The organism is Actinoplanes sp. NPDC051388 (assembly GCF_055586225.1).
Genome location: NZ_JBVJIP010000023.1, coordinates 97023 through 109840, shown reverse-complemented (window position 1 = coordinate 109840; position 12818 = coordinate 97023). Strand labels below are relative to the sequence as shown.

Here is a 12818-nt window from a genome sequence, read left to right as displayed (position 1 = left end):
TAGTCTTCCTCGCTAAGACCGGCGTCTTCCCCCGTGGACGCCGGTCTCTTCCGTTGCCCGGCCGCGGCGCCGCAGGACGTGGTAGGCCACGGCGACCGCGACGCCCAGCGCGCTGATCAGCACCTCGTGCGCCGGGTGCAGGCTCTTCGACAGGCTGGGCGCGCGGTCCGGCCCGATCGCCCAGAGGATCAGCCCGGCGCCATAGGCCGCGGCGAGCGCGGCCGCCCACCAGCGCAGGGCCCGCAGACGCGCGTTGCGCAGGACGGCCACCAGCACGACGGCGACCGGTACGACAGCCACCATCGCGAACTGGCCCAGCACGAGCACCGGCACCGTCCAGGCGGAAATGATCACGGGCAACGAGCGCGGAGTCGACATCAGGATCTCCTCAGTTATTGGTATTCGCTTGAGTTAGAGGCTATAACGCAAATTGCGTTTCGGTCAATAGCAAGAGTGATAGCCTCTAACTCATGGACGCCGGGGTGGCGCATCCGCGCGAGCGATATCGGGCTCGCGTGCGGGCGGAGATCAAGGAGCTGGCCTGGGAGCAGATCGCCACCACCGGCGTGGCCGCGCTGTCCCTCAAGGCGATCGCCCAGCGGCTGGGCCTGAGCGGGCCCGCGCTGTACCGCTACTTCGCCGGGCGGCACGAGCTGATCACCGAGCTGATCCGGGACGCGTACCGGAGTCTCGCGGACGCCGTGGGCACGGCCGACGCCGACGTCGCCGGGCTGGCTCGGGTGGTGCGCGCGTGGGCGATCAGCGATCCGCAGCGCTACCTGCTGATCTATGGCACCCCGGTGCCCGGCTATCACGCGCCCGACGACACCACCGCGATCGCGCGCGAGATCATGACGGCGGTCGTGGCCGCGTACCGGAGAGGTGCGGTCCTGCCGTCAGGCAGTGTTCTGGAGATCCACCTCGACCACCATCGACAGTGGGCGGCCGACCCGGCCGTGCCCACCGCGACCCTGTGCCGCGCCCTGGCCTTCTGGACCCGGCTGCACGGTGCCCTGTCCCTGGAACTGGCCGGCCACTTCGCCGGCATGGGATTCGACCCCGCCGTGCTGTTCGCCGACGAGATCGACCGGCTGCTGCGGGACTGAGAGTGCTCGAAAGACCGTCCGAAGGGACCTTGGCGGGGTTGCGCCGGTGGACGATCCTCGCAGTATCGCCGAACGGCAGTGACGATCGGAGCCGTGCCGTGCCAGACGCGCCGATCCCGGACGATCAGCGGACCCTTGCCGAGCTGACCCGCCCGGCCACGCCGAGTGCCCCCACCACGGAAGCCGACACCGCCGGGCCGGCCATGCTCCCGGGGGCGGGCAACGCCGCTCTCGCCCGGATGTTCCAGGGCTCGGGCGCGCCGGCGCCGGCCCTGAGCGGGCTGACCCGGTTCGGCGGCAACGCCCAGATCGCCCGCTTCGCCGAGGACGGTGGCTCGCCGCCGGCTCCCTTCGGCGGCGGTGGCGCGCCGCCGGCGCCGGGCGTCGCCTCGGGGGCGCACGGCGAGGAGGTGCGCGACGCGCAGGTCAAGCTCAGCCGCGTGCAGGCCTCGGCGGCCCCGCTGACCGAGGACGGCAAATTCGGCCCACTGACCGAGGCGGCGGTGCGGAACTTCCAGATCAGCGCCGGCATCGTGCCCGCGACCGGAGTCCTCGACCCGGCCACCAAGGCCGCGCTCGACGCGGCGTTCGCCGCCCTGCCGCCGCCGGCCCGCTCGGTGCTCACGCTCGGCTCCACCGGCGCCGACGTCGGGTTCGCCCAGCAGAAGCTCAACGCCCTGGGCGCGAGCCCGCGGCTGATCATCAACGCGGTGTTCGACGCCGCCATGCTGGCCGCGGTGGTCACGTTCGAGGTGACGGCGCTGGGGCGGTTTCCGATCGCGACGGTCGACGCCGCGATGTGGACGGCCCTGGACAGCGGGGTCGGCGGCGGGTTCGTCGCGCCCGAGGGCGCCGGCGCCACCCCGGTCGAACAGCACACCCCCAGCGGCACGGCCGACTCCCTGGGCACCCAGGTGCCGGGCACCTCGCTGCACCCGGTCGTGGGCGTCGGCGGGCTGACCCAGGGTCCCGCGGTCCGCGAGCTGCAGCAGAAGCTGAACACGGCCGGCGCCTCGCCCGCGCTGGTCGACGACGGGTCGTTCGGGCCGCTGACCACGGCCGCGCTGCAGGCCTTCCAGACCGGGCGGGTGCCGCCGCTGCCCGGCACCGGCACCGCCGACCAGGCGACCTGGGCCGCGCTGGACGCGGTGGCGCCGGGGTCGACGGTCGGCTCCGTCGAGCGGCAGTGGACCGAGGTGGTCGGCGGGGTGACATACAGCATGACCGGCGCCGACGCGTCGCGTTATTCGTGGGAGATCCTGCCGAACAAGATGCAGGTCACCGTCAAGGTCAACTTCGTCGGGCTGCCTCCGCCGGGCTCGTGGTTCGGGCACGTGGGCGCGGTCTGGAACCAGTACCAGGGCGTGGAGACGGCGTCGCAGAAGACGATGCCGCTGGACTTCCGGATGGTCCGGGGCGGCGGTGGCGACGCCATGACGGTGGAGGTGAAGGCCGGCACCGGGCGGGCCAACGCGGGCGAGTGGTTCGCCGGCGACACGGACGCGGCGAACACCATCCCGCACGAGTACGGCCACCTGATCGGCCTGCAGGACGAATATCAGCTGCACCCCGGCGACTACGTGCGGGTGACCGGGCACGAGCCGCCGGTCGGTGACGCCGCCGGGCCGCCGGGCGTGCCGGCCGCCACGATCGCCGCGAACCTCCAGGCCGCGATGCTGGCCCGCAGCGACGTCAACGCGCTCGCCGCGAGCAACGGCGCCGGGGTGCGGCCCGGGGCATTCGCCCAGCAGGTGGTGCAGGCCTATGCGCTGCTGCCGGTGGCGACCGTGCCCGCGGTGGCCGGCGCCGCCGGACCGCCGCCGGTGCCCGCGCAGCCCGCGGTGCCGCTCACCGGCGATCTGATCGCCGATCTGGACGCCTCGCTGCCACCCACCAACGACACGTACGAGACCATCCAGACCTTCAGCTACTCCAGCGGCTCGATCATGGGTGACTCCTCCCGGGTGAGCGACCCGCACGACCACGGCGCTCAGCCGCGCCACCTGGCGGAGTTCATGGCTATCCTCGGCCGATCACTGGGCGGCACCTGGGAGGCGAAGCGCCGATGATCCTGCGGCTCGTGATCGCGGACAGCAGTCAATCACCCGCCGTGGCGGAGAGCGTCGAGGTCGCCGACGACGGTGCCCTCACCGGCTGGCGAAGTGTGAGCGACGGCGGGGTGGGCTGGTTCGCCGGGCGGCTGCCGGACGCGGAGTTGGCCGAGGTGCGGGCGCTCGTCGGGGCGGTCGCCGGCGCGCCGGACGCGCGCCGCCGGCCGGACAGCGCGCAGGAGGTGCTGGAGCTGGACGCGACCGGCCCGGTCTCGATCGCCGGCATCCGCGACGGCGACAGCGACTGGGAGCGCCTGGCCGGCGCCGCCCGGCGGCTGCTCGACCGGCTGACCGACTTCCCGCGCGCCGCGGTGGCGGTGACGCACCCCGCCCCGAAACTCGCCCGGCTGGCGCATCGGGGCACCGATCCGGTCCGCGTCGACCTGGGCGCGGTCGCCGCCCGGGCCACCGCGTGGCGGGGCTATTACGAACCGGCCGGCGACTGGTCCGGCACGGTCGAGGGGCCGGGGGAGCAGGAGGCGGGCCCGGGGTGGACCTATGACCTGCCGCTCGGGCTGGACGCGGACGGCGACGACGTGGTCATCCACCTGACCGCCGACTTCGCCATCCTGAGCGGGCCGACCCGGGTGCCGGTGCGGGCAAAGGACACACCGGCCGTGCCGCTGCCCTGACCTCAGGCGCTTCAGCCGGCCGGCCGGTGAATCTTGACGCCTTCTTAACGCCCATTCGGGCGTGCCGGGCGCGGAGCGGCGGAATACTCGCGAACGGGCCACCCGGGCCTGCGACGCGAGGGAGCTGGGCCTTGACCGATCGGCAGGACAGGCCGGAGCTGACCGAACCGGGGCTGGACACGCCTGAGCCCGAGCCGCCGGGCCACGGGCACCCGGCGGCCGGCAAGGTGCGGCTCGGGGTGGTGATCGCCGCGCTCGGCGTGGTGTTCGGGGACATCGGGACCAGCCCGATCTATACCATCCAGATCATCTTCAGCCCGGAGGACCCGCACCCCGTGCCGGTGAGCACGGACAACGTCTTCGGCGTGGTGTCGCTGATCTTCTGGTCCGTGATGACCATCGTGACGGTCACCTACATCCTGCTGGCGTTGCGCGTCGACAACGACGGCGAGGGCGGCATCATGGCGCTGATCGCGCTGCTGCGGCGGTGGGGTGCCAAGCGCGGCCGGCGAGCCACCGTCGTGCTGGCCGGGCTGGGCATCTTCGGCGCCTCGCTGTTCTTCGGCGACAGCATGATCACCCCGGCGATCTCGGTACTGTCGGCGGTCGAGGGGCTCGAGGTGGTCGAGCCGTCGATGGGCGAGTTCGTCGTCCCGATCACCGCGGTGATCATCGTGGCGCTGTTCCTGGTGCAGCGCCGGGGGACCGCGGCAGTCGGCCGGGTCTTCGGGCCGGTGATGATCCTCTGGTTCACCGTGATCGGGGTCTGCGGCGTGGCCGGCGTCGCGCGGCACCCGGAGATCCTCAAGGCGCTGTCGCCGACCTATGCGATCGGCTTCCTGGCCGGGCACTTCGGCATCGCGTTCTTCGCCCTGGCCGCGATCGTCCTGTCGGTCACCGGCGCCGAGGCGATCTACGCCGACATGGGCCATTTCGGCCGCAAGGCGATCGTCCGCGGCTGGCTGTTCCTCGTCCTGCCCGCAAGCACGCTCAGCTATCTCGGCCAGGGCGCGCTGATCATCGGCGATCCGGCACACATCAGCAGCCCGTTCTTCCTGCTCGCGCCCGGGTGGGCCCGGCTGCCGATCGTGCTGCTGGCCACCGCCGCCACGGTGATCGCCTCGCAGGCGGTCATCACCGGCGCCTACTCGGTGGCGTCCCAGGCCGCGCAGCTGGGTTATCTGCCTCGGCTGCGGATCGCGCACACCTCGGAGTCCAGCATCGGGCAGATCTACGTACCGTGGATCAATTGGCTTTTGATGGTCTCGGTTCTGACCCTGGTCTTCGCCTTCCGCAGTTCGGCCGCGCTGGCCTACGCCTTCGGCATGGCGGTCACCGGCACCATCACGATCACCACACTGCTGCTCTTCTATGTCGCGCACACCCGGTGGAAGGCGCCGCTGTGGTTGCTGGTCGCCGGCGCGTCCGTGCTGTTGCTGGTGGATCTGCTGTTCGTCGCGGCGAACCTGACCAAGCTGCTGCACGGCGCCTGGTTGCCGCTGCTGATCGCGCTCACCGCGTTCACCATCATGATGACCTGGCAGCGCGGGCGGACGATCGTCACCGCCGAGCGGCAGCGGCGCGAGGGGCCGCTGGACGAGTTCATCGGGGACCTGATCGCCCGGAAGGCGTCGATCGCCCACGTGCCCGGCACCGCCGTCTTCCTCAACCGGGGCAACCAGACCGCCCCGCTGGCACTGCGGTCGAACGTCGAGCACAACCACGTGCGGCACGAGCACGTGGTGATCCTGTCGATCAGCACCGAGCCGGTGCCCCGGGTCGCGGCCGGCGAGCGGGTCTCGGTCGACGATCTCGGCTATGCCGACGACGGCATCATCTATGTCAGCGCCCGCTTCGGCTACATGGAGACCCCCGACGTGCCGGCCGCGCTGCGCCTGCTGGGCCCGGCGACCACGGAGGGCCCGCTGCAGATCGACCAGGCGTCCTACTTCCTCTCCAAGATCGAGCTGCTCAGCGGGGACTCGCCCACCATGGCCGCCTGGCGCAAGCACATCTTCATCGCGACCTCCTACATCACCGCGGACGCCGCCGAGTACTTCGGCCTGCCCCGCGACCGCACCGTGATCATGGGCTCGCACATCGAGGTCTGAGGAAACTTGCGCCCCCCGCTATTCAGTGTCACTATCTACCAGTAGCTAGCACTGCTGAGTAGTGGGGTGTTCCGATGGGCAAGCAAGTGACAGAAATGCTCAAGGGGACGCTGGAGGGCATCGTCCTCGCGATCCTGCTGGGCCGGCCGGCTTATGGCTACGAGATCACCGCGTGGCTGCGGGACCAGGGCTTCACCGACATCGCCGAAGGCACCATCTATGCGCTGCTCGTGCGGATCGAGCAGCGCGGCCTCGTCGACGTCGAAAAAGTGCCGTCCGAAAAGGGCCCGCCGCGCAAGGTGTACTCGCTCAACGCCCAGGGTCGTGAATATCTCGACGAGTTCTGGAGGAACTGGAGCTTCCTCTCCGAACGTCTGGAACAGCTCCGCGAAGGAGACAAGTAGACATGGCGGCGAAGTGGATCGAGCTGGTCACCGGCTCGATGGATCAGAAGAAGCGCTGGAAGCAGTACAAGGCGCGCAAGGAGCAGCTCCCCGCGGACTATCGCACCGCGATCGACGCGCTGGATCGATATCTGAACTATCGCGGATCGATCACCGACGGGGAGATCCTGATCAAGATGCTCGAGGATCTCGCCGATCTCATCGAGCAGAGCGCGGCGAGCGGCACCCCGATCCGCGCGATCGTCGGGGAGGACCCGGTGGAGTTCGCCGAGACCTTCCTGCGGAACTACTCCGAGGGTGAATGGATCAACAAGGAGCGGGCGCGGCTGACCAAGGCCATCGATCGCGCCGCGGGGGAGCGGAAATGATCCGGGTACGCGGACTGGAGAAGTCCTACAAGGACCTGCACGTGTTGCGCGGCGTCGACTTCGACGTGCCGCCGGGCAGCATCTTCGCCCTGCTCGGTTCCAACGGGGCGGGCAAGACCACGGTGGTGCGGATCCTGGCCACCCTGCTCCGGGCGGACGCCGGCACCGCCGAGGTCAACGACTTCGACGTCGCCACACGGGCGGCGCAGGTGCGCGAGTCGATCAGCCTCACCGGGCAGTTCGCGGCCGTCGACGAGATTCTCAGTGGACGGGAGAACCTGGTGCTGGTCGCGAAGTTGCGGCACCTGAAGGATCCCGGCCGGCACGCGGACGACCTGCTCGAGCGGTTCGCTTTGACCGAGGCGGGCGGCCGGCGGGTGGCGACCTATTCCGGTGGCATGCGGCGCCGCCTGGACATCGCGATGAGCCTGATCGGAGATCCGAAGGTGATCTTCCTCGACGAGCCGACGACCGGGCTCGACCCGCAGGCGCGCGTCGAGGTGTGGCAGGCGGTCAAGGAACTCGCCGCGGGCGGCACGACCGTGCTGCTCACCACGCAATATCTGGACGAGGCCGAGCAGCTCGCGGACCGGATCGCGATCCTGCACGAGGGCCGGATCATCGTGAACGGCACCCTCGCCGAGCTCAAGCAACTGCTGCCGCCGGCCAAGGTGGAGTACGTCGAGAAACAGCCGTCCCTGGAGGACGTCTTCTTCGCGATCGTGGGGGCGAAATGAACAAGCATTTCCTGGGCGACACCGCGACGCTGCTCGGGCGGTCGCTGCGCCACGTCACCCGCAGCCTGGACACCATCATCACGACCGCAATCACGCCGATCGCCATGCTGCTGCTGTTCGTCTACGTGTTCGGCGGCGCGATCGAGACCGGCACGGATTCCTATGTGAACTATCTGCTGCCCGGCATTCTGCTGATCACGATCGCGTCGGGCATCTCGTACACCGGGTTCCGGCTCTTTCTCGACATGCAGAGCGGGGTCTTCGAGCGTTTCCACTCCATGCCGATCGCCCGATCGTCGGTGCTCTGGGCGCACGTGCTGACCTCGATGGTGGCCAACGTGGTCTCGGTCGTGGTCGTGGTGCTGGTCGCGCTGCTGATGGGCTTCCGCTCGGGGGCCGGGGTGGGGTCGTGGCTGGTGGTGGCCGGCAGCCTGCTGCTGTTCACGCTGGCGCTGACCTGGATCGCGGTGATCCCCGGCCTGTCCGCGAAGACGGCGGACGGCGCGAGCGCGTTCGCCTATCCGCTGATCTTCCTGCCGTTCATCAGCTCCGCGTTCGTGCCCACCGCGTCCATGCCCGGCCCGGTGCGTGTCTTCGCCGAGAATCAGCCGGTGACGTCGATCGTCAACGCGATCCGCGACCTGTTCGCGGAACAGCCGGTCGGCACCGACCTGTGGGTCGCGCTGGCCTGGTGCGTCGGCATCCTGATCGTGGCCTACGTGTTCGCGATGATCACCTATCGCCGCAAGATTTCCTGACGACAAGAGCGGGTGATCCGGGAGGCGCACGGCGCCGGTGTGGAACCGGCATTCTGCGCCGTCCGGCTGTTCCGGACACCGTGGCACGGGGTGCGGCCGGTGTGCATATCCTGGGATGTCCACGACGCGAGCGAGGTGTTCGATATGGCCACGGAGAAGGCGATTCTGGCCGGCGGCTGTTTCTGGGGGATGCAGGATCTGATCCGGCGGCGGCCCGGGGTCGTGTCGACGCGGGTCGGCTACACCGGTGGCACGGTGGCCGACGCCACCTATCGCAACCACGAGGGGCACGCCGAGGCCATCGAGATCGGCTTCGACCCGGCGGTCACGTCATATCGGGACCTGCTCGAGTTCTTCTTCCAGATCCACGACCCGACCACGATGAACCGGCAGGGCAACGACGTCGGCACCAGTTACCGGTCGGCGATCTTCTATGAGACCGACGAGCAGAAGCGGGTCGCCGAGGACACCATCGCCGACGTCGAGGCGTCCGGGTTGTGGCCGGGCAAGGTGGTCACCGAGGTGACCGCGGCCGGGCCGTTCTGGGAGGCCGAGCCGGAGCACCAGGATTATCTGGAACGCATCCCGGACGGCTACACCTGCCACTTCCCGCGGCCGGACTGGCAGCTGCCGCGTCGCGCCCAATAGGGGCTACTGCAGCTCACTGGCAGTTGCCCGGTTGTCGCATGACTAGTGCGGCAGGTAGCGTCGCGGAATGAAAGATGGGTGGCGGCCGCATTCGCACGATGCGGCGGACCGGGTCGACGCCGAGCTCGAGTCGTCGCGGGCCGGACTGCGGGCACTGTGGATCTCGCTGGCCGTGCTGGGCGTGACGGCCCTGGCGCAGGCCGCGATCGTGGCGTTCTCCGGTTCGGTGGCGTTGCTGGGGGACACCCTGCACAACGTCGCGGACGCGTTGACCGCGGTGCCGCTGGGCATCGCGTTCGTGCTCGGGCGGCGGGCGGCGACCCGGGCGTACACCTATGGTTTCGGCCGGGCCGAAGACCTGGCCGGCGTCGTCATCGTGCTGGTGATCCTCGGCTCCGCCGTGCTGGCCGGGTGGACCGCGGTCGACCGCCTGCTGAGCCCCGAGCCGATGACCCACATCCCGTGGGTGTTCGCCGCCGGGGTGATCGGCTTCGCCGGGAACGAGCTGGTGGCGCGCTACCGGATCACGGTGGGCCGGCGGATCGGATCGGCCGCGCTGGTGGCCGACGGGCTGCACGCCCGCACCGACGGCTTCACCTCGCTGGCGGTCGTCCTCGCCGCGGGCGGGGCCTGGCTCGGCTGGTCGTGGGCCGACCCCGTGGTGGGCCTGGCGATCACGGTGCTGATCCTGTTCGTGCTGAAGGACGCGGCCCGGCAGATCTATCACCGGCTGATGGACCGGGTCGATCCGCACCTGGTGGACCACGCCGAACGTGAGCTGCGGGCGGTCGACCGGGTGCGGGACGTGTCCGCGCTGCGGCTGCGGTGGATCGGGCACCACCTGCACGCGGAGGCGTCGATCGTGGTCGACGCCGACCTGACCGTGGTCGCGGCGCACGAGATCGCGGCCGACGCCGAGCACCTGCTGACCCACCGGGTGCCGCGGCTGTCCGGGGTGACCGTGCACGTCGCCCCCGAAGGGCACGCCGGAGCGGCGCATCACGCCGGGCTGTCCCACGCGCTCCGCAACCGCTAGCCGACCCTCTGTGACGCGCGTCTCCAATTACCTTCGGGTGGATTTGTGACCGTGATCCACGGAACATCTGGTAAACACCGTGCATGACGTTTGAAGGGTCAACGGTCGGTAGCGTCGAGGTGAACGGTGTTCGGCTCGGCTACCGGGAATCCGGAGACCCGGCGGGCGCACCGGTCGTGCTGCTGCACGGCAGCGGCGCGAGCGCGCGCACCTGGGACCGTTTCACACCGCGGCTGATCGACGCCGGTTACCGGTCGATCGCCATCGACCTGCGCGGCCACGCCACCAGCGCGCGCCCCGGCAACTATCCGCTGATCGCCTTCCGCGACGACCTGCTCGCCATGCTGGACGCGCTCGGGCTGCGTGGCGCCGTCCTGATCGGACACTCGATCGGGGCCTATGCCGCGCTGGCGGCCGCGTTGCACGCGCCGGAGCGGGTCGGCCGGCTGGTCCTGGAGGACCTGGTGGCGCCCACGCCGCTGCGCGCCGGGCTGCTGAGCGGTGTCGGCCCGCTGCAACTGCTCGCCGCGATCGCGGGCATCGTGCTGACCCGCCGCGACTACGACGTGCGCGCGCCGGGCGCCATCTTCCGGCAGCTGTCCCGCCCGGATCCGGGCTGGTGGGCGCGGCTCAGCGAGGTGCGGCAGCCGACCCTGATCCTGTCCGGCGGCCCGAGCAGCTGCATCCCGCCGCAGCGCCTGGCCGACGTGGCGGCCGCGATCTCCGGGGCCCGGCTCACCACGATCCCGGTCGGGCACCGCGTGCACAGCCTGGCCCCGAAGCGGTTCGCCGCCGACGTCCTGGCCTTCCTCGGCGAACCGGCGCTCGCCGAGGAACCCGCATAATGACGCCATGGATGACGACTCTTCGCTGATGTCCTACCGGTCCCAGGGCTCGATCCTCAGCCTCTGGTCCCAGGGCTCGATCCTCTCCATCGGCTCGACCGGGTCGGTGCTGTCGATCGGGTCGGCCGGCTCCTTCGGGTCCATCGGCTCCATCGGATCGTTCCTGAGCATCGGCTCGATGCTGTCGGCCGTCTCGATCGGCTCCGTGCTGGCCTACCGAGCCCGAGGCCGCATCCTCAATGCCAGAAGCACTTTCGGGTACGCCCACCTCCGCTCCGCCAAACGCGCCGCATAGACCTCAGCGAACGGCCGCGCCGTAGACGTGGTCGACGGAGAGCACCAGCAGGACGCGGCGGTCGGAGACCATCACCGAGCGGTACTCGTCCCAGTCCGGGTGCTCGCCGGCCGCCCTGCGGTAGTAGTCGACCAGCGCCTCGACCTCCGGGCCGTGCGGGTCGTCGCCCGGCCCGATCAGCTCCACCGCGCCCTCCGCCGTGGCCCACGCCCAGCCGTCGGCCCGGGTGACCTCCAGCGCGGCCCGCGGGTCGCGGCGCACGTTCGCCGTCTTGGCGCGGCCCTCGGTGACCGACACATAGATGCGGCCGGCCTCGCGGTCGTAGAACGGGGTCACGGGCGAGAGCTGGGGCAGGCCGTTCGCTCTGATGGTGGCCAGCACGCCGAGGCGGCTCTCGGCGAGCAGTGCCCGCGCGTCGAAATCACTCATGCCCGCATTCTTACCCCGGTCAGCTCCGGCCGAGCATCTCGGCGGTCAGCACGCGGCCGCCCATGGCTGTCTCCTGGGAATCGGAAGGTCAGAGGGATGCGTGGGTGGGCAGCAGGTCGGCGATGCCGGCCCGGTGGAAGAACTCGGCGCGGATGCGGTCGGCCACGGCCGAGAACAGCTCGCTGCCGTCGCGGCTCGGGTCGGGTGGGTGCGGAACGGGCGCTGCCCGGCCGGCAGGCCCACGACGCGGACGATCTCGTCGGCCACCGTCCGCTCGCCGTACCGCTCGTCGTAGGCGGCCTCGCGGGCGCTGTCCACCGGATGCCCGGCGTGCGCGAAGTGGTTGGTGCGGGAGGTGAACGCGCGCGGTACGACGATGGACGTGTCGATGCCGAACCGGATGAGCTCGCCGGCGTAGCTCTCGGCCAGCGTGTGCCGAGCACGTTCACGTCGCCGCATGCCGCCCACCACGTGATGCCCGGCGCGGGCCAGGGCCAGCGCGGTGAGCCGGCCGAAGCCGCTGGACGCGCCGGTGACCAGGACGATCTGCTCGGCGGGCATCAGATGATCCCGCCGTTCGCACGGACCGTCTGGGCGTTCACCCAGTGGCCGGTCGGGCCGGTCAGGAACGTGACCAGGCCGGCGATGTCCTCCGGGACACCGAGGCGCTCCAGCGGCGGCTGCTTGGCCATCCGCTCGATCGTGGCGTCGTCCTTGCCGTCGAGGAACAGCGCGGTGGCGGTCGGGCCGGGGGCCACCGTGTTGACCGTGATGTCGCGGCCGCGCATCTCGCGGGCCAGGATCGGGGTGAGGGTCTCGACCGCGCCCTTGCTCGCCGCATAGGACCCGTAGCCCGGCAGGTGCAGGCCGAGCACCGAGGTGGAGAACAGCACGATCGACCCGCCGTCGCGCAGCCGGCGCGCGGCCTCCCGGGCCACCACGAACGTGCCGCGCAGGTTGGTGCGCTGGACGTCGTCGAAGTCGGCCAGGTCGAGCTCGGCGATCGGGCTCAGCTTCATCTTGCCGGCCGCGTGCGCCACCACGTCCACGCCGCCGAAGCGCTCGGTGGCGAGGTCGAACATCGCGGCGACCGCGGTCTCGTCGGCCACGTCGGCCCGCGCCGCGACGGCCGAGCCGCCGGTGGCGGCGATGCGCTCGACCACCTCGGCGGCGGCTGCTTCGCCGCCCGCGTACCCGACGACGACGTTGATCTTCTCGGCGGCCAGGGCGAGGGCGATCGCGCGGCCGATGCCCCGCGATCCGCCGGTGACGACGGCGACTCTCTGCTCACTCATTGCCATACCTCCTAGCAGTGATACGCCTTGTGCGTATCGGCGA

The 12818-nt window shown here is 70.7% G+C and carries 16 protein-coding genes; 12 read left to right on the top strand and 4 right to left on the bottom strand.

The genetic code is table 11. The annotated features are described in order from the left end of the window. Positions 1–12: 12 nt before the first annotated feature. Positions 13–378: a hypothetical protein gene (locus ACZ6TI_RS41215; RefSeq protein ID WP_465350716.1), complete on the bottom strand. Its 366-nt coding sequence runs from the start codon at positions 376–378 to the stop codon at positions 13–15. Between the two features lie 92 nt (positions 379–470). Here ACZ6TI_RS41215 and ACZ6TI_RS41210 point away from each other — a divergent pair, with 92 nt between their 5' ends. The 12 genes from ACZ6TI_RS41210 (at position 471) to ACZ6TI_RS41155 (ending at position 11051) form a co-directional block, all read left to right on the top strand. Then, positions 471–1106, top strand: a complete 636-nt coding sequence (locus ACZ6TI_RS41210; RefSeq protein ID WP_465350715.1) for a TetR/AcrR family transcriptional regulator — start codon at positions 471–473, stop codon at positions 1104–1106. A 98-nt stretch (positions 1107–1204) separates the two neighbouring features. After that, positions 1205–3175: a peptidoglycan-binding domain-containing protein gene (locus tag ACZ6TI_RS41205; RefSeq protein WP_465350714.1), complete on the top strand. Its 1971-nt coding sequence runs from the start codon at positions 1205–1207 to the stop codon at positions 3173–3175. Further along, on the top strand, positions 3172–3849 hold the full coding sequence (locus ACZ6TI_RS41200) for a hypothetical protein (protein ID WP_465350713.1): 678 nt from the start codon (positions 3172–3174) through the stop codon (positions 3847–3849). Before ACZ6TI_RS41205 ends, ACZ6TI_RS41200 begins: the two co-directional genes overlap by 4 nt. Positions 3850–3980: 131 nt before the next feature. Beyond that, on the top strand, positions 3981–5960 hold the full coding sequence (locus ACZ6TI_RS41195; RefSeq protein WP_465350712.1) for a potassium transporter Kup: 1980 nt from the start codon (positions 3981–3983) through the stop codon (positions 5958–5960). 74 nt (positions 5961–6034) lie between these two features. After that, positions 6035–6364 carry a PadR family transcriptional regulator gene (locus ACZ6TI_RS41190; RefSeq protein ID WP_465350711.1) on the top strand — a complete coding sequence of 110 codons (330 nt, stop codon included), beginning with the start codon at positions 6035–6037 and terminating at the stop codon, positions 6362–6364. A gap of 2 nt (positions 6365–6366) precedes the next feature. Beyond that, positions 6367–6732, top strand: a complete 366-nt coding sequence (locus ACZ6TI_RS41185) for a DUF1048 domain-containing protein (RefSeq protein WP_465350710.1) — start codon at positions 6367–6369, stop codon at positions 6730–6732. Beyond that, complete coding sequence (locus tag ACZ6TI_RS41180) at positions 6729–7469, top strand: ABC transporter ATP-binding protein (RefSeq protein WP_465350709.1); 741 nt, start codon at positions 6729–6731, stop codon at positions 7467–7469. Before ACZ6TI_RS41185 ends, ACZ6TI_RS41180 begins: the two co-directional genes overlap by 4 nt. Then, on the top strand, positions 7466–8227 hold the full coding sequence (locus ACZ6TI_RS41175) for an ABC transporter permease (RefSeq protein ID WP_465350708.1): 762 nt from the start codon (positions 7466–7468) through the stop codon (positions 8225–8227). Before ACZ6TI_RS41180 ends, ACZ6TI_RS41175 begins: the two co-directional genes overlap by 4 nt. 144 nt (positions 8228–8371) lie before the next feature. Then, positions 8372–8875, top strand: a complete 504-nt coding sequence (gene msrA, locus ACZ6TI_RS41170; protein ID WP_465350707.1) for a peptide-methionine (S)-S-oxide reductase MsrA — start codon at positions 8372–8374, stop codon at positions 8873–8875. Positions 8876–8942: 67 nt separating this feature from the next. Beyond that, the gene (locus ACZ6TI_RS41165; protein WP_465350706.1) at positions 8943–9911 is read left to right on the top strand and encodes a cation diffusion facilitator family transporter; all 969 of its coding nucleotides are present in this window, start codon (positions 8943–8945) and stop codon (positions 9909–9911) included. Between the two features lie 119 nt (positions 9912–10030). Further along, on the top strand, positions 10031–10756 hold the full coding sequence (locus ACZ6TI_RS41160) for an alpha/beta fold hydrolase (protein ID WP_465350705.1): 726 nt from the start codon (positions 10031–10033) through the stop codon (positions 10754–10756). Between the two features lie 7 nt (positions 10757–10763). Beyond that, on the top strand, positions 10764–11051 hold the full coding sequence (locus ACZ6TI_RS41155; RefSeq protein WP_465350704.1) for a hypothetical protein: 288 nt from the start codon (positions 10764–10766) through the stop codon (positions 11049–11051). 3 nt (positions 11052–11054) lie between these two features. Here the strand turns inward: ACZ6TI_RS41155 and ACZ6TI_RS41150 are convergent, their stop codons facing one another. Genes ACZ6TI_RS41150 through ACZ6TI_RS41140 form a run of 3 tightly spaced genes read right to left on the bottom strand, consistent with a single transcriptional unit; the run spans position 11055 to position 12775 of the window. Beyond that, a complete protein-coding gene (locus tag ACZ6TI_RS41150; RefSeq protein ID WP_465350703.1) occupies positions 11055–11480 on the bottom strand; it encodes a PPOX class F420-dependent oxidoreductase in 426 nt (141 codons plus the stop codon). A gap of 45 nt (positions 11481–11525) precedes the next feature. Continuing rightward, positions 11526–12041 carry an SDR family NAD(P)-dependent oxidoreductase gene (locus tag ACZ6TI_RS41145; protein ID WP_465350702.1) on the bottom strand — a complete coding sequence of 172 codons (516 nt, stop codon included), beginning with the start codon at positions 12039–12041 and terminating at the stop codon, positions 11526–11528. After that, a complete protein-coding gene (locus ACZ6TI_RS41140) occupies positions 12041–12775 on the bottom strand; it encodes an SDR family oxidoreductase (RefSeq protein WP_465350701.1) in 735 nt (244 codons plus the stop codon). The genes ACZ6TI_RS41145 and ACZ6TI_RS41140 overlap by 1 nt, the downstream gene beginning before the upstream one ends. Positions 12776–12818: the final 43 nt, after the last annotated feature.